The sequence below is a fragment of the Robinsoniella sp. RHS genome, from assembly GCF_001029355.1.
GTDB lineage: Bacteria > Bacillota > Clostridia > Lachnospirales > Lachnospiraceae > Robinsoniella > Robinsoniella peoriensis.
Genome location: NZ_JNGB01000064.1, coordinates 1 through 16,383, shown reverse-complemented (window position 1 = coordinate 16,383; position 16,383 = coordinate 1). Strand labels below are relative to the sequence as shown.

Here is a 16,383-nt window from a genome sequence, read left to right as displayed (position 1 = left end):
ATCAGTGAAGGACAACGCAACGATATTAATTTCGCGATTCCCTTATTGAAACATGTAAATTTAAAAGGAAGTAACATACTTGCTGATCGTGGATATGACAGTGATAAACTGATTGACTATATCTATGAGCAAGGTGGTGAACCAACAATTCCATCAAGAAAGGGAGCAAAGTTTGAACGTCATTGCGATTGGTGGCTATATAAAGAGCGGCATCTGATAGAAAAACTCTTTTTAAAGCTAAAGGCATTTCGTAGAATTGCCACCCGCTATGACAAACTTGCATTCACCTATCTGGGATTTTTGTGTATCGCTTCAATATTAATTTGGTTAAAATGACCAATGTGTAGCAATTTTAAAACACGCTCTAGTACAGAATCTTATAGTAATGGTATAATGTCTTTATAAGAAACCAATCTTAAAAGGGGAAAATAATGAAAAAGAAAAATACAATAGTAATAGGTATCATCGCTATCATTGTTATAGCAATAGTATTTAGCGTTTATTTGTATACTCGACCAGTATCGCTGGGTAATATCAACCGTAATTATAAGGAGCAGACAACGATAACTTCTAGCATTTCATTTTCAGGCAAGGCGGGTGACAGAATAAAATTTTCATTTAGGTCCAACATAAAAAATGGTGATTTAGATATAATTTTATTTGATTCAAAGGGAAATGAAGTTTATAAATTGGCGAAGGCAACAGAGCTGGAAACTTTTTTCACATTGGATAAAGCAGATACCTATACGGTAGCTGCAGAGTGTAGTGACTTTATAGGAGGATTTAAGATTAGAGTATATGAAGCAGATTAAAAACAGTTTCTTTTAGATTCTATATATACTAAAAACTCAAGTATTTTATTGTCTGCTTGAAAGGTATCAGTTCAGCTTAAATCATTTTAAACCGATACCTTTCAAAACTTCATTGGTTGTGATTCCGGCACAGTCATATTCAAGCTCATGCAGGCCCAATGGTAATAGTGCCGAATTCGTTTAGCAGTAAAGCAGCCTACTTCTATTTGCTTTTTTCCGTACAATGACATTCACTGGAAGTGCAGGTACAGTTAGGATTATAGCCACTGGCACATTCTTCGGTACAGGTACAATGCCATCTCTTTAACTCCGGGAAAAAACTACACATAAATTCACGTGCTTCTTCTTCCGTTTTATTCTGCTCTTTCAATATACCGGATTCTTTCATATGCTTTACACTGATTTCAATCATTTCGTTCATAGTGCAATCACTGGTAAATTCACCGTCCTTGTAACAATAAATACAGTAATCTTCATTTAATCTTTCATTTTTGTCTGTGCCTAAAACGTCCGTAGATTCAAGGGGCATACCACAACTTTGGCAATATTTCATTTTGCTCATAATTAATTCCTCCAATATTATAGAAAACTTTTCTTAATAATATCATATGTAAAGATACATTGTCTATTTATTATTATTGCATTTTTTACTAGGGGCAAAAGGGAAGGCAGTAGATACGAATCCTGTCTGTTTTGCTATGGTAAAATGTACAGCTATGGCAATGTGTATGACCGTCGGATGTTCATCAGGTGAGACCGCATCAATGCTTATATGAATGAAGCGGTATTTCGCTGTATCTATGCTGCAGATGACCTGGAATTTGAAGAGTTAAAGAGGGAGACCATGAAAGCGGTAAAAGAGCTGGATGCCAACGGGGTTATGCTTTGGTACAGCAGCCGCTTTCAGGAAGTGAGAGAGGGTATAGACGGTTTAATGGACGAAGCACTTGAAGCATATAGAAAATAACATAATTATTTATCCTTTAAATAATTCGTTGGTGTAACTCCATAATATTTTTTAAATACAGTATTAAAATGCTTTACCGATACAAAACCAGTCTGCTCTGCTATGGAATAAATCCGAATATCCGGATTCTGGCGTAATAGCCTCACAGCCTGTTCCATTCTGATTCTCAAAATAAATTTGGAGTAGGGTTCCTTCAGTTTTTTATGAAACAGATCGCTTAAGTAACTGTTGGTTACCCTGCAGTGGTCTGCAACATCAGATAATGAAATATTCTCCTGGTAATGGGATAGAATAAATTCTTTTGCAGCTGTAACGATTTGCATGGATTCCGGCAGAGCAGGTTTGGATTCCAGCCCAATCAGGGTGCTGATTGCATTGCTGATAATCTGAGTGGCAGTGGATTCTTCGGGCAGACCGGCAGGAAGCTGGGTATTTACCTGTCTGGTCAGCTCATCATATGCTTTGCGTATATAGGGCAGATTAATATTGGATCTTTCGCTGATATATTGAATCAGATAGGAACCATACCGAAGTACCGAGGAAAAACTTTTTGTTTCCAGAAAAAGGGTACAGAAAATTTTTACGTCAATGTACAGTTTATCTATGGATTGTATCAGGTAATCGGTGAAAATGTTATCGCTGATCCTGTGTATTTTTTCCTTGAAAGCGGCATGCTGTTCTATGAGCCCCGCTATAAGCGGATAGTTTTTATCAATCAGCGTAATGGGCAGCATATCGTAAATACTTTGCATGGAAAGAGGCAGATCCATAATATCGGTTACCGTTTTTCCGCAGATGCCGGTTAACCTGGGCAATTTTTGTTCTTGGGATTTTTTTTCTATTTGTAAGTACAGCCTGCTCATGTTTTGTATAAGCTTTGTTTCGGTGTCTTCACTGATTAGTATGAAAGTGGAACCATTTGCATTGTAAAGAGTCATATATCCATATTCCTCACAAATGTCCTGAACAATTTGATTAAGTTTTAAATGATCTGTCGTAACATCAATTGCAGTATTGTTTTTCAGTATAAGATCCAGTTCATCGATCGTACATTTTAAGATGCATCCGTATGCGGACATCAATGACAAGTCCGAGTCCTCCAGCTTTTTGAAAAGTTCATATGTCATTTTTGTATTTTCCTCAATGATGGATAATAACAGCTGTTTTTTCATCTCTGCATCGGAGGACAGATTTCCCTGGTCCAGGAATTGGGAGAGATTCTGTCCTTTCAGACGTTCTGCAATAGTCTCCAGAAGGTCTGTCAGTGTCTGATCCACTAACGGTTTTAATAAATAATCGGTAACTTGATATTTGATTGCTTTTCTGGCATATTCAAAATCATTGTAACCGGAGATAATAATGACTGCTATAGACGGAAAATTTTCATGGATATATTTTGCCAGACTTAGTCCGTCTACTTCCGGCATCTGTATATCAGTAATAACTAAATCATAGTGCTGCTTCTTCAGCAGTTCCATAGCCTCCAGCCCATCTTTTGCAATTCCGCTGACCCGGAATTTGTTTGTAAATGCAGGAATGCAGCTGGCGAGATATGTACGCATAAGTGTTTCATCATCAACTACTAATACATGATACATTGTTATTATCCTCCTTCCTTTTCTGCATATCTCTTTCTGGGAGATATAGGGTAACGGTGGTTCCTTTCCCGTAAGAAGAGATAAGTTCCAGTTCTGCTTTTTCTCCAAATTTTAAATAAAGTCGTTTCCAGATATTTATCAAACCAATGTTTCCCAGAAGTTCGGTGGTATCTTCCTGATGATGCAGTTTAATATCCTGAATATGTTTTTTTACGTTCTCCAGAGTTTCCGGCTCCATACCCAATCCATTATCAGAGATTCGGATCTGGTATCCATGGGCAGTCAGCTTGGAAGAAATCAGAATGCGGGTTGCCCCTCTTTTGGGTTCACAACCGTATTTTACCGCATTTTCGATCAAAGGCTGTATGGAAAGAGATGGAATTTGGCAGGAATACAATTCTTCTTCGATATCTATATGGTAAGTCAGTTTGTCCTCATATCGCAGCTGCATGATGGATAAATAGGATTGACAGATCTGTATCTCTTTTTCAATGGAAATTTCCTTGTCAATGTTCATTATTCCGCCCAGATAATAAGAAAAGGATTCAATAGCATGTACGGCTTTGGAATTTTCCCTGCATTTTATCAGAAGACTGATAGTATTTAAGGTGTTGTACATAAAATGAGGTTTTATCTGGCTGCACAAGGCATTGTACTGTGACTCTTTATATAGATATTTTGTTTCGTAAACTTCCTTGACGAGCTGAGTATTTCGGGTCAGAAATTGCTGAAGATTCTGAACCATTTTGTTAAAAGAAGCGGCAAGATAACCAATTTCATCCTGATTTTTTACAGCTACCTGAATCTCCAGATTTCCATTTTCCACTTCCTTCATAAGACCAATGATTTCAAACAGTGGGGTTAGAAATTGTTTAATAAAAAGTGCAAAAAATGCAATGGTAAGCAAAATACAGGAAAAAGCCAGAAGGATTGTTTTCTCCAGATTATCTTTTATGGGCTGCATTAATTCGCGGTAAGAATTTAAAGCAATTATTTTTAAACCGGAAGAAAATATAGAATAGCTGTTAACCAGGTACTTGTTTCCAAGTGAATCCACCAGAAAACGATCATTCGGATTGGTATCCGGGTTAATATGTTCTGCCAGTGAAGGTTCCGTAAGTTCAGAAGTCTGGTAGATAATCTGATTATCATCATTCAAAATAAAAAGGGCGCCGTCATTTTTTAATTCCACACGGTCACATATTTTCTTGATTCCGGTATAGTCAGCATCAACTTTCATGACACCCAGAATTTTTTTATTATCCTGTTTGCTTCGGATCTGTCTGACGATGGAGAAGATCGGAGTTTTCTTATTTCCAAATGCCTTTTCTAAATGAGGCGGTATATAAATCGGTTTGGTAGTTGACAATGCTTCCCGGTACCAGGAGCTTTCCGGGTAGGAATCATAATCTGACATTTCATAAGGGGTTCTGGTATATGCATAAATATGATCTTCATTCATCATATAAACCCGCAGTATTTCATCCCTTGGCAGTGTCATTACGGATGACAGAAAGTTCTCAATTTTCCGTTTGGAATTCAATTGTTCCTGCGGCGTACCAGAAGCTTTTTCAAGATTTTCAAGTATAGTGTCATTATAGTAAGGGGCTAAAGTCAGCCGGTTTAATTCATCAAGATAAGTGTTTATATTTGAGCCGGCCTGTTCAATAATCTGCTGAGTCTGATTAATTGTCTGTTTTGTCAGCTGCCTGGAATACCAACGGTAATTCAGAAAGGAAACAACCAGTACAATGAAAACGGTGAATAGGCAGATCATAAAAATAAGTTTTGTACGAAACGTTGGATGTCTGAAATGTTTCATAATAATTCCCTTTCCCTTTCATTTGCAGTTCTTTTATTATATTATTATACAGTCTGAATAAAATGGCAAGCGCCGGTTCACAAATATAAAAAACTGAAACCATGATCTAAAATATATGGTATTTAATACTGAAAAAAGGAATGTTAAGATGAAATCATCAAATAAACATTTTCAGGTACGGATATGTTACCTGACATATGAAGGAGGAACGTAAAATGAAAAAGAACAAAATTACAGCATTGGCTCTTGTATCTGTGATGGCATGCAGCAGCCTCGCCGGCTGTGGGAATACCGGTGAAGCACCTGAATCCGCCACTTCTAAAAATGCTGAAAAAGTGAACATTAAACTCTTTACCGGAAAAATTGAAACCATTGATGTGATGAATGAAATTATTGATGATTTCAATAAATCACAGGACAGAATTACTGTGGAACAGGAGTATCAGAAGGATGCAAGTAATATAATTAAGATTAAATTTGCATCCAATGAAGTACCGGATATCATGACAACATATGAACAGGGATTTGTGGATGAAGGCAAGTATATGGACTTGTCTGATCAGAATGAATGGTGGGACAGAATGTCGCCGGAAATGAAAGAGGCTTGTACCGATGTCAACCAGGAAAAGGCATTTCGTGTATGTACTAATATGACCATGGCAGGATTCTTCTATAACAAAAGTATTTTTAACGATCTGGGTATGAAAGAATTTCCCGCGAAATGGGATGATTTCGAAAAAGCCTTAGAGAAAATCAAAACGGAAAAACCGGATGTAGTTCCATGGTTCATTTTCGGAAGTGAAGCCTGGCATCTGGGACATTTGATAGAATTTATCCCACACGGTTATATCAAATCTACGCTGGGGACACTGGATGCAAAAAAAGCAATGCTTAAAAATGACCAGAGCAAACTGCGGTTTGCAGACAGTAATGGAGCGATGGCTGTTTTTGCAGATAAGATGAAGAATCTACAGGATAAAGAGCTGATCAACAAGGATGTTCTGACGGCAACCAATGATAACTGTGTACAGGATTTTGTCAGTGGAAAGACTGCGATGTTCAGCAATGGTATGTGGGCAATCTCCAGTATACTGGATGCCAATCCGGACATGGAGAACCAGATGGGGTTTGCACCTTATCCTGCTTATATGCCAGACTCCAGCCCGGTTGTATTAAGCGCAGAAGATTCGGGTTATTCTATTTCTGCAACAACAGAACATAAGGAGGAATGTATCGAATTTTTAAATTTCCTGTTTCAGCCGGAAAACCAGAAGAAATATTGTGAAGCGGCAAAAGCTCCCAGTGCATTTCAGGATGTAACTGCTGAATGGGCACCGAAAACAATCGCAGATGAGGTAACCGCGGCATTAAAAAATGCAGTGAATATCGGTTATACCAATGAAAAACCCGCAGGATTTTCTGGTGACGACGCAGGCAGGCTGCTGCAAAATCTTTTTGCGGGCCAGTATACACCGGACGAATTTGCCAAAGCTTATGCACAGGCATGGAACGATGGTTTTGATAAAAAATCAGAATAATTTCAGTTATACTGTGCGCAGACATTTTTCAGATATACTCCGGGAAAGAGAGGGGTCAGAATGAGACGGTACAAAATAGGATTACACCAGTTTATGGCAATCCCGGCATTCACATTATTTTTTGTGTTTTTTATCTATCCGCTGATCAAAGGAATTGGCATGAGTTTTACCGACTGGGATGGCATAGGGAAAGCAAATTTCATAGGATTTCAGAATTTTATAGATTTTTTCAGGGATGAAAGGGCACTATCCGATATAAAGACGACGGTTTTATTTGCATTGGGAAGCGCTCCGCTGCTGAATATCATTGGTCTGTTATATGCTCTTTTATTGAATTCGTCCTTTAAGGGGAAATCTGCAGCCAGAATGTGCATTTATATGCCGGCAATTATCAGTCCTTTAATCATGGGTTACATATGGTATCTTCTGCTTCAGCCCGGACGGGGTTTTCTCTTTCACCTGGCGGATCATGCAGGCTATCCGGAATGGTTTGGAAACTGGATGGGAGGATATGGCACCACACTTTTGGTTCTTATCCTTGTAAATGTATGGCAGTATGCCGGGATGACTATGGTTATCTATCTCGCAGGGCTCCAGGGGATTTCAAAGGAATTGTATGAGGCTGCAGAAATTGATGGAGCAGGTAAAATGAAATGTTTCCGTTATATTACCTTACCGCTGCTGGGACCATCAGTAAGAATCAATGTGATTACCAATATTATAGGTTCTCTTTCTGTATTTGATATTGTAATGTCACTGACCGGAGGAGGACCGGGGTATCAGACGGAGACACTGAGCATTTATATTATGAGAATGTGTTATGGAAGTAAGACCGGTTATTCTACCGCTGTTGCAATGATTATGTTTGTAATTGTACTGATTCCGGTTGCTGCATCTTTGCGTCTCATGAAAGAAAAAGAATAGGGGGAATTCGATGTGAAAAAATTATCTTTGTGTGTTCGGTATCTGGCAATTGTCCTGATCAGCCTTCTATGCCTGACACCCTTTGCCATACTGCTGATCCTTTCGCTGAATACGCCCCAGCGTAATTTTTATGACGGCAATATGTTTCTTCCGGATTTTTATTTCCTGAATTTTATAGAAGGATGGAAACAGTCTCATATAGGAAGGGCCATGATTAATTCTGGAATAATCACGCTGCTTGCAATCTTATTGATCGTCATACTGGCAACTATGGCGGGATATGCTATCGCGCGGTTTTCCAATAAACTGAATAAATCTATATTTGCGATACTGCTTTGCTGTATGATGGTACCGGGGATTATTAATACAGTTCCGCTGTATAGCCTAATGATTCGCATTAAGGCGGTGAATACCTTGTGGGGAATGGCATGTGTATGTGCCACCCTGGCAATTCCCCAGGCGGTATTTGTATTCACTGGTTTTATCAAAGCACTGCCGGGAGAAATCGAGGAGGCAGCCATAATAGATGGATGCAGCTATTTCCAGGTGTTCTGGAAAATTATATTTCCGCTGCTGAAACCCTCCATATCTGCTGTGATTATATTAAATGGATTCGGGATATGGAATAATTATGCCCAGTCTGTTTTCTTCCTGCAGGACAGCACAAAACATAATGTTCCCCAGGCGCTGTCTGTCTATTTCCAGCAGTTCGCAGGGGCAAAATGGAATCTTCTGGCAGCAACTGCAGTTATAGCAATTATACCGGTTGTTATTGTGTTTTTAGTTTTTCAGAAGAATCTGATGCAGGGGCTGACTGACGGTGCATTGAAAGGATAGATAGATCAGATTAGTGGAAAGGATCAGGTATATCGACAGGATAGAAGTAGACAGGAGGAAAAAATGATGGATTTATATCCGCTAAAGGCGCAGTATCTAAGGAATGAAGAAATTACTTTACGTCTTGAATTGCAGGAGGAAAAATTTAATAATGCCGTGATTCAGATTTATATGCTGGAGAAAGAGGAATTAGTAAAAGAAATACGAACCCTGTCGGAAGTCACCGACATCCGTATAGGGGGTTTTGATGAACCATTTGCCGGATATGGCGTGGAGGCTTTGCTCTATGGAGAACATGGAACGGAAATTCTGGAGACAGCATTTGATGTTGCAGATAATCCCAAACGTTCCCTGCGCTATGGCTTTGTCAGTGATTTTGAGGAAAAAGACACAGATAATGGAGCGATAGAGCAGTTAAGAAAATACCATATAAATATGGTGCAGTTCTATGATTGGTCTTACCGGCATGACACCCTGGTTCCGCCTCATGACGTTTATCAGGATATGATGGGAAAACAGATTGATTTCAGGACGGTCAAAACTAAAATAAAAACAGCCTCCGGGTATGGCATGAAGTCTATGGCATACGGGGCAGTCTATGCCGCTTCCGGGGACTTTTATAATAGCCATAAAAATTGGGCTTTTTATAACGGAAACCAGGAAGTATTCCGTTTTATAGATGTTTTTTATATTATGAATATAGAAAAGGGGGCGCCCTGGAGAACCCATTTAATCGAACAATATAGGGATGCAATTGTAAGAGCGGGATTTTCAGGAATCCACATGGACACTTACGGGTTTCCAAAAACTGCATTTTCCCATTTACAGGAACGGCCGAAACTTGTGAAACTGGATCAGGAATTTGGCGGACTGATCGATGAGACACGGGAGGAACTGCAGAAAGCGGTGGATGAGCCTTGTCTTGTTTTCAACAACGTGGGAAACTGGCCGGTTGCTGAAACAGCAAAAAGTACAGTGGATGCTGTATATATTGAAGTATGGTCTCCCTATGACCGCTATTACCATATCAAGCAGCTGATACAGGAAGCAAAGCAGTTATCCGGGAACAGGAAACCGGTGATTCTGGCTGCCTACCTGGCACCATTCCGTACGGAAGATTCCTTTTCGGCGGCTAATGCAGCATATATTCTCACAGCAGCCATTGTTTCAAATGGTGGATATCATCTGTTGATAGGAGAGAATAATGCAGTACTGACACAGGGATATTATGGTGATTATAGTATTATGTCAGATGAGACAGCGGCAGTTATGCGTAAATATTATGACTTTATGATACGCTATCTAAATCTATTTTATGACAGTACGTTACAGGATGTATCCATGACCCATATTGGATGGGATAATTATGAATACCAGTGTGGATTTGAAAACTGGAGTGTAAACGGAGAAGCGGGTAAAGTCTGGATTACGATCCGGGAAAATGAAAGATTTAAATGTCTCTATTTAATAAATTTATGTGGCTGCAGCGAAGATAGCTGGAATAAAGGGAAAGCAGTACCTTTCAAACAGAAGAATCTTACTTTTACTGTGAATGTGGATGGTGATATCCAGGGAGTCTACTGCGCAAGCCCAGACAGAGATACTTGTAAAAGTAAATCATTAGAATATGCTTACATTGATAATGAGAAAGGGAAATTTATTAACTTTTCAGTAGAGGAACTTTCCGTATGGACGGTTCTATTTATTAGACTTTAATGTGATAAAAGAAACATCTGGAAAAGCGAAGCGTTAAAAAACCGGGATGAAACAGCCAGGGAATGTGCTGTTTTCCCGGTAGTTTTGTGCACCCGTTTTAGAATATCATACTTTATCATAGACGCCTTTTAATGTGTACTGATCTAAAATATGTCCGTCCATCGCCCGGTATAATTCGTTCAGGAGAAATCCGGTATTTAAATGCAGCAGCGTATCAAGTGCAAAAACGTGAAGTTCATAAATGTGTGCCTGATCAGGAGGAGTCATACCGCTGTAATAGCAGGAGAGTTCCTTTGACTGGTTATTTCCCTGCATGCTGGTCCAGCTGTTGACACCCTGGGTAAAGTCGGTTGCTGTCTGGCTTTCATTTGCATTTATTACATTGCGTGTAATATCAGCCGCCAGCCAATGCACCCAGACGAAGCCCCCGGTGACAGGATAGGCATCTTTGTCTTCCAGAACAAGAGCAAATGATGCAGTCCCCTCCGGTGCATTTTCAATCCTGAACGGCAGGGAATAGGTGGGAATGCCATTTTCATTAAATTGGCTTCCTCGGCCGCCATAAGGATCTTGTATGATTCCATTTATAATTCCATCACTTGTTACTACCATATTGTTACCTCCTTGCTGTATTGGTTAATGCCATTATAGCAGTGGGAGGATAGAGCGTAAATTACCCACTTTTTTGTGGGTATTATTCCGCAGTAATGCCTTTTTCTGTTAACATATCATCCTTACCATTTTTCTTTAGATAGTCAATTCCAATATGCTGCAGGATTTTTAATGCCTCTAAAATCTGAAGCCCCATGTCGTCAGTAAGGGAATATTCAACATGAAGAGGATATCCCTCATAAGATTTCTTTTCTACCAATCCATATGTGATCAGCTCTTTCAGCTGTTCTAAAAGCATTTTCTGCGTAATACCGTCGATATCCTTTTCCAGTTTGGCTAATGAAGTGCCTCCCAGGCGCAGCCGCCATAAAATAATCGTTTTCCACTTTCCCTTTATCATGTCATGTACCAGTTCTAAAGGGCAGGTATATTCATCACGAATTTTCATAAATATGTCCTCCGTCAATAATTGTTTGCCAGCATTTATACCGCAAAGTGGGGCGTGCAGATGGATGAAATGAATTTAAAACACACTTTGGCATAAATGATTCTCTGCAATAAATGATTGCTGCATTATTTCCACTACAGTAACATGAAAAGGATGGGGTTTCAACTGAAAATGATCAATTTGTTTTAAATTAATCCTCTTTCAGTAAATACCTTTTTGGCAGCCTGAATGGCATTTAATACTTTGGCAAATCCGGTATAGGGAATACATTGTAAAAAGATAACCCCTCTCTGTCATAAATTTCTCCAAATGCGAATTCTACAATGTATCTTCCCAAATCGGGCGATATGGAACTTAAAGACTGAATCACTGCTTCGCCGCCAATGCCGTCAATTCTTTTCAAATTTTCCATACCTGTTTCAAATCTAGTTTTCTCCATTTTCTTTTTCCTCCAAATCATTTATAATCATAAGGATATGATTTAGACTATACTCTAAGTCAAGCACTTTTTTGCTGAGAAAACCATCTTTCTGTACACTACCTACATCTACAAAGCGTCTTAATCAGCTAAACCCAGAGATACCTGATAATGTAAATAAGAGGAAAGCAGGAAAATATATGACTATCGGAAAATTTTCAAAGATCACAGCAATCAGTACCTATACACTACGTTACTATGAGAAGAAAGGTTTAATCCATGTGAATCGGGATTCTGCCGGACGGCGGGATTACTGTGAAAGTGATATGGAATGGGTGAAATTCATACAGCGGTTGAAAGAGACGGGAATGCTTTTAAGAGATAACAGGCATTATTCCGAATTAAGGTATGAGGGAGATGCAACTATGGGCGAAAGAATGGAACTGTTGGTCTTTCATCGGAAATCTGTGGTGGAGGAAAAGAAGAGGTGGGATGAATACCTGAAAAACCTGGATGGAAAGATTGCATTTTACCGGGATAACATTCAGTGATACCAAAATAGCATAAAAAACATATAAAACCATATAAAAAAACATGAAAAATACGGAGGAAATAATGGAACGCTACTATTATAATCATATGAACAAAATACAACAGAAGGTGTACCAGGCAATGAAAGCAGGTCTTTTGACAATGGACTCCGCATTTCTTGTTCCGAGGCTTGAGGTACGGGAATTGGGAGAGATTTTTTTCAAACTGAGGCTGGATTTTCCTGAAATATTCTATGCGGTGGGGCTCCAATACCGTTTATATCAGGGCTCCACTAATGTGGAGGTTATCCCGGAATATTTGTTTGAGAAAGGAAAAATGAAAGAACATCAAAAGGCAATGAATGCCAGAATCACAAAGCTGGTTCGCCCTGCTCAGTCCCTGCCGGACTTGGAAAAGGAGCTGTACATTCATGACTTCATCTGTAACAATGTCCGCTATGACAAACTGAAAAAACCGTATTCCCATGAGATCATCGGTCCGCTCGGCCAGGGGGTAGGGGTGTGCGAGGGCATTGCCAAAACGGTAAAAATTCTCTGTGATGCTCTGGGAATCTGGTGTATCATTGCAATCTCAGAAGCCAATCCGGACAAGAAAATCAAGTACCGGCATGCCTGGAATATTATCAGAATGGACGGTAAGTATTATCAGCTGGATGTAACCTTTGACAACACCCTTGGACACGAAGGGATCATCAGATATGACTATTTTAATCTGGAGGATAAGCAATTTTTCCGGGATCATGAGCCGGTCATTTATGAGGCACCTGTCTGTAATGATGGGAACCATTTTTATTACCGGGAAAAAAAGCTGTCTTTTACAAAGACGGAGGATGTGGCTAAGAGGACGCTGCAAGCTATCCGAAAGGGGAGGCCATTGATTTTCCATTGGAGGGGCGGCTACCTGACCAGGGAGGTTTTGAATGAACTGCTGTTATTGCTGGAACAGACGGCGCGGCAGAAAGGCAAACATGCCAGGACGAGCCTGAACTGGCCCCAGGCGGTTTTTTACATAACTTTTACCGATGAATCTATGGTAGAAGAGGTTATAGTAGAAGCTGCCAATGAAGGCGAGTTATGAAATGTCGTGAAGCTCAGATTACCATTTGTCATCCCAAAATGACCAGTTGTCGCAGCAGCATTGACTTTACCATTTTGAAATGGGATAATCCGTTTATCCACAAGGCATGGAGCGTTAAAGCATAGATCAATAAGCTTTGAGCAATGCATCCGTAAGCATTTAGGAATTTAGGAAGGGAACCATGAAAATACAACTTTTGATTGATAAGAAATATAAGCAGCCGGAAATTCATATATGCAGTGATGAAAAGAACCATATTACAGACAGCCTTGTTCAGATTATCGGGCAGGCAGTCAATTTGACATTGACCGGATATCAACAGAATAGCGCTGAAATTCTACCATGTGAATCTCTCATCCGCATTTATTCACAGAGTAAGAAAGTTTTTGCAGTTTCGGATACCGGCACCTATCAGCTGCGAGAGAGGCTGTACGAACTGGAGAAAATCCTGGATGACAGCCACTTTGTTAGAATATCGAATTCCGAAATTATTAATATCAGGAAAATACGGCGGCTGGATACAGATATCGTAGGAACCATACGGATTTATTTTAAAAATGATACAGAAACATATGCATCCAGAAGATACGTTTCCAGAATCAAACATGCTTTGGGAATATGAGGTGAATTGTATGATAAAACGGGTTATTTATAAAGGACTGAGCAGCTTCTCCTATGGTGTAACCATTAATCTTATTTTTGGGGTTATACTGATTTTTACAATCGGAGAGGGTAAAACCGCTCCGGTGGTTCCGGAATTTGCAGCACATTTTCCATCCGATCTGATAGCTTTTGCCGTACAATGCCTTTTGATCGGCATCACTGCAATGTCATTTGCTATGGGGACGGAGATAATGGAAATAAAAAGCTGGAGTCTGGTAAAGCAGAGCATTGTATATTTTATAGTCACAGCCGCTGTCTGGGTGCCGGTAAGTATGTTCTGCTGGGGCTTTGGAAAATATTTGCAGTCAACAGTCACTGTTGTATGCAGCTATGTAACCGGATATGTCATAAGCTGGTATGTCCAGTACAGAATCTGCCGCCAGGATATAGATGCTATTAACCGGAAGCTGGAAGAAATGAATCAATCATAAAAGGAGATGGGTAGGATGAAGGACAAAGCAATTGTAATAAAAAATCTGAGAAAAGAGTTTGGTTTAAAAGCTGCCGTCAAAGATATTTCCCTGGAAGTGGAAGAAGGAACGATTATTTCCCTGCTTGGCGTCAATGGCGCAGGAAAAACAACCACAATCAGAATGCTGAGCGGACTTTCCAAACCAACAGGCGGAGATGCTTTTATTTTCGGTAAAAGCATTCGCAGTGAAATGCAGGATATCAAAAATATCAGCAACCTGTCTACGCAGGAAACGGCAGTGGCACCTAATCTGACGGTTCTGGAAAACCTGGAGTTTATGGCGGAACTCTATGGACTGCCTTCAAATGAGGTAAAAGAACAGGTGGATAAAATCATACAGATGTTTTCCTTTGAGGAAGTAAAGAAGCAGAAAGCGAAGACCCTTTCCGGTGGTTGGCAGCGGAAGGTCAGTATCGGCATGGCATTGATAACCGGTCCCAAAATTCTCTATCTGGATGAACCGACACTTGGGCTGGATGTACTTGCGAGACGAGAGCTGTGGAAAGATATTGAAGCATTGAAAGGGGAAGTGACAATTGTACTTACTACCCATTACATGGAAGAGGCGGAACATCTGTCTGACCGCGTTGCGGTTATGGTGGACGGAGAGATTAAAGCCTGCGGCAGTGTAGAGGAATTAAAAGCCCTGACAAATGCAGATTCATTGGAAAATGCTTTTATTACCATTGCACAAAATACGGATTCCCATTTTTAAGCGTGCTTTTAAGCGGAAGGAGAGATTATGATGAGGAGCATTGTGTTTGCAAAAAGAGTCGTAAAAGAAATGTTGAGAGATCCATTAAGTTATATTTTTTGCCTGGGATTTCCCATAGTTATGCTGATTGTGATGACGGTCATTGACAGAAGTATCCCAAATGAAGCGGGTATGACAATTTTCCATATCCAGTCACTTGTACCCGGAATAGCAGTTTTTGGATTAACTTTTGTCATGCTGTTTACGGCACTTCAGGTTTCCAAAGACCGTTCGACTGCTTTCCTGGTCCGGCTGTATGCATCTCCCATGAGGCCATTTGATTTTGTAATGGGATATACACTGGCAATTTCGATCATAGCCATATGCCAGGTGCTGATTACTTTTTGCGTTGGGTTTGTGACCGGAAGGATAATTGGTTACAGCTTTCAGATTGGATATCTGTTTGCAGGAATATTGGTGCTGATCCCGTCAGCTATTATGTTTATCGGAATCGGTATGTTTTTTGGAACTTTATTAAATGATAAAGCGGCACCGGGAATTTGTTCCATTATCATTACCCTTGTCAGCATGCTCGGAGGCGTGTGGATGGATGTGGATATGATAGGCGGCACCATAACGAAAATTGCACATATATTACCGTTTTATCAGGGAGTGAATGGCGCAAGAATGGCTGTGCAGGGGAATTTCGGAGATTTGGCAAAACCCCTTTGTATTATTCTGGTGTATGCATTTTGTATATATTGCGCTTCTGCCCTGGTTTTTGGCAGAAAAATGAAGAGTGATTTGAGATAGCCGTATGGATGGCAATGCCCGTAATAGGTTACGTAGCCCGCTACGCGCCCTTCATCCGGGACAAATCTCCCACAAACTGTGACGCACAGCTGCCAGAAAGCAATTTTAAAACACGATCTAGAGCGTGTTTTAAAATTAAAAGTTGCACAAAACAAATGTTTTGCATCCCCGTTTTATGGTAAAATAAAGAAAAAGGGGTGTTTTATATGTTGAGACGATATGAATTAACAGATGATGAATGGAATCATATAGTAACTTTACTTCCTCCTGAAAACACAGGAAAACCAGGTCGTCCCTCAAAAGAAAACCGTACCATGCTTAATGCAATGATTTGGCTGGCGCGAAGCGGAGCCCCATGGCGTGATCTTCCTGAGCGTTATGGGCCATGGGAAAGTGTATACAGCCGTTTTCGTAAGTGGA

Annotated in this window: 21 protein-coding genes and 2 pseudogenes; 16 read left to right on the top strand and 7 right to left on the bottom strand. The window is 40.0% G+C overall.

The genetic code is table 11. The features are described from left to right. Positions 1-336: DDE transposase (locus tag RHS_RS20340; RefSeq protein WP_047834198.1), on the top strand; the 336-nt coding region annotated here is incomplete at its 5' end. A 95-nt stretch (positions 337-431) separates the two neighbouring features. Then, the gene (locus RHS_RS20335; RefSeq protein WP_027292594.1) at positions 432-812 is read left to right on the top strand and encodes a hypothetical protein; all 381 of its coding nucleotides are present in this window, start codon (positions 432-434) and stop codon (positions 810-812) included. 202 nt (positions 813-1,014) lie between these two features. Here RHS_RS20335 and RHS_RS20330 read toward each other — a convergent pair whose 3' ends face one another. Further along, positions 1,015-1,374 (bottom strand): zinc ribbon domain-containing protein, encoded by a 360-nt coding sequence (locus RHS_RS20330; RefSeq protein ID WP_138004110.1) that lies wholly within the window; start codon positions 1,372-1,374, stop codon positions 1,015-1,017. Between the two features lie 210 nt (positions 1,375-1,584). Here RHS_RS20330 and RHS_RS20325 point away from each other — a divergent pair, with 210 nt between their 5' ends. Further along, positions 1,585-1,779, top strand: coding sequence for a hypothetical protein (locus RHS_RS20325; protein ID WP_047834197.1), 195 nt, complete (start codon positions 1,585-1,587; stop codon positions 1,777-1,779). A gap of 5 nt (positions 1,780-1,784) precedes the next feature. Here the strand turns inward: RHS_RS20325 and RHS_RS20320 are convergent, their stop codons facing one another. Together RHS_RS20320 and RHS_RS20315 are read right to left on the bottom strand one after the other, a co-directional pair. Continuing rightward, the gene (locus tag RHS_RS20320) at positions 1,785-3,377 is read right to left on the bottom strand and encodes a response regulator (protein WP_047834196.1); all 1,593 of its coding nucleotides are present in this window, start codon (positions 3,375-3,377) and stop codon (positions 1,785-1,787) included. Further along, complete coding sequence (locus RHS_RS20315) at positions 3,355-5,199, bottom strand: sensor histidine kinase (protein ID WP_027292604.1); 1,845 nt, start codon at positions 5,197-5,199, stop codon at positions 3,355-3,357. Before RHS_RS20315 ends, RHS_RS20320 begins: the two co-directional genes overlap by 23 nt. 215 nt (positions 5,200-5,414) lie before the next feature. Here RHS_RS20315 and RHS_RS20310 point away from each other — a divergent pair, with 215 nt between their 5' ends. The 4 genes from RHS_RS20310 to RHS_RS20295 all read left to right on the top strand — a co-directional run bounded on the left by RHS_RS20310 (position 5,415) and on the right by RHS_RS20295 (position 10,214). Then, complete coding sequence (locus tag RHS_RS20310) at positions 5,415-6,737, top strand: ABC transporter substrate-binding protein (RefSeq protein ID WP_027292605.1); 1,323 nt, start codon at positions 5,415-5,417, stop codon at positions 6,735-6,737. Positions 6,738-6,797: 60 nt separating this feature from the next. Continuing rightward, on the top strand, positions 6,798-7,661 hold the full coding sequence (locus RHS_RS20305) for an ABC transporter permease subunit (protein ID WP_047834195.1): 864 nt from the start codon (positions 6,798-6,800) through the stop codon (positions 7,659-7,661). 12 nt (positions 7,662-7,673) lie between these two features. Then, positions 7,674-8,498, top strand: coding sequence for a carbohydrate ABC transporter permease (locus RHS_RS20300; RefSeq protein ID WP_047834194.1), 825 nt, complete (start codon positions 7,674-7,676; stop codon positions 8,496-8,498). Positions 8,499-8,561: 63 nt separating this feature from the next. Beyond that, on the top strand, positions 8,562-10,214 hold the full coding sequence (locus RHS_RS20295; protein WP_395023095.1) for a glycoside hydrolase family 66 protein: 1,653 nt from the start codon (positions 8,562-8,564) through the stop codon (positions 10,212-10,214). Between the two features lie 105 nt (positions 10,215-10,319). Here the strand turns inward: RHS_RS20295 and RHS_RS20290 are convergent, their stop codons facing one another. The 3 genes from RHS_RS20290 to RHS_RS20280 form a co-directional block, all read right to left on the bottom strand. Continuing rightward, a complete protein-coding gene (locus RHS_RS20290) occupies positions 10,320-10,826 on the bottom strand; it encodes a YbhB/YbcL family Raf kinase inhibitor-like protein (protein WP_047834193.1) in 507 nt (168 codons plus the stop codon). An 82-nt stretch (positions 10,827-10,908) separates the two neighbouring features. After that, entirely contained in the window at positions 10,909-11,274 is a 366-nt protein-coding gene (locus tag RHS_RS20285; RefSeq protein ID WP_044295380.1) for a helix-turn-helix domain-containing protein, read from the bottom strand. A gap of 235 nt (positions 11,275-11,509) precedes the next feature. Further along, positions 11,510-11,713, bottom strand: a complete 204-nt coding sequence (locus tag RHS_RS20280; protein WP_330373734.1) for a hypothetical protein — start codon at positions 11,711-11,713, stop codon at positions 11,510-11,512. A 179-nt stretch (positions 11,714-11,892) separates the two neighbouring features. Between RHS_RS20280 and RHS_RS20275 the strand changes: the two genes are divergently transcribed. The 7 genes and pseudogenes from RHS_RS20275 to RHS_RS20250 all read left to right on the top strand — a co-directional run. Next, positions 11,893-12,243 (top strand): MerR family transcriptional regulator, encoded by a 351-nt coding sequence (locus RHS_RS20275; RefSeq protein ID WP_044295378.1) that lies wholly within the window; start codon positions 11,893-11,895, stop codon positions 12,241-12,243. Between the two features lie 64 nt (positions 12,244-12,307). Continuing rightward, complete coding sequence (locus RHS_RS20270) at positions 12,308-13,321, top strand: transglutaminase domain-containing protein (RefSeq protein WP_047834192.1); 1,014 nt, start codon at positions 12,308-12,310, stop codon at positions 13,319-13,321. Then, positions 13,318-13,446, top strand: coding sequence for a hypothetical protein (locus RHS_RS31485; RefSeq protein WP_255348061.1), 129 nt, complete (start codon positions 13,318-13,320; stop codon positions 13,444-13,446). The genes RHS_RS20270 and RHS_RS31485 overlap by 4 nt, the downstream gene beginning before the upstream one ends. Before the next feature lie 56 nt (positions 13,447-13,502). After that, on the top strand, positions 13,503-13,943 hold the full coding sequence (locus tag RHS_RS20265) for a LytTR family DNA-binding domain-containing protein (RefSeq protein WP_027292613.1): 441 nt from the start codon (positions 13,503-13,505) through the stop codon (positions 13,941-13,943). 10 nt (positions 13,944-13,953) lie between these two features. Then, positions 13,954-14,415 carry a DUF3021 domain-containing protein gene (locus RHS_RS20260; RefSeq protein ID WP_027292614.1) on the top strand — a complete coding sequence of 154 codons (462 nt, stop codon included), beginning with the start codon at positions 13,954-13,956 and terminating at the stop codon, positions 14,413-14,415. Between the two features lie 15 nt (positions 14,416-14,430). Then, positions 14,431-15,171, top strand: coding sequence for an ABC transporter ATP-binding protein (locus RHS_RS20255; protein WP_047834191.1), 741 nt, complete (start codon positions 14,431-14,433; stop codon positions 15,169-15,171). A 27-nt stretch (positions 15,172-15,198) separates the two neighbouring features. After that, positions 15,199-15,912 (top strand): annotated as a pseudogene (locus tag RHS_RS20250) (ABC transporter permease); the annotation flags it as partial. On the opposite strand, the pseudogene RHS_RS31480 reads toward RHS_RS20250, so the two are convergent. Continuing rightward, positions 15,816-16,061, bottom strand: a pseudogene (locus RHS_RS31480) (DUF6783 domain-containing protein); the annotation flags it as partial. The pseudogenes RHS_RS20250 and RHS_RS31480 overlap by 97 nt on opposite strands. Between RHS_RS31480 and RHS_RS31475 the strand changes: the two are divergent. Continuing rightward, positions 15,987-16,145: a DUF6783 domain-containing protein gene (locus tag RHS_RS31475; protein ID WP_395023101.1), complete on the top strand. Its 159-nt coding sequence runs from the start codon at positions 15,987-15,989 to the stop codon at positions 16,143-16,145. The pseudogene RHS_RS31480 and the gene RHS_RS31475 sit on opposite strands and share 75 nt — an antisense overlap. A 24-nt stretch (positions 16,146-16,169) precedes the next feature. After that, a partial coding sequence (locus RHS_RS20245; protein WP_047834190.1) for a transposase occupies positions 16,170-16,383 on the top strand: 214 nt, incomplete at its 3' end.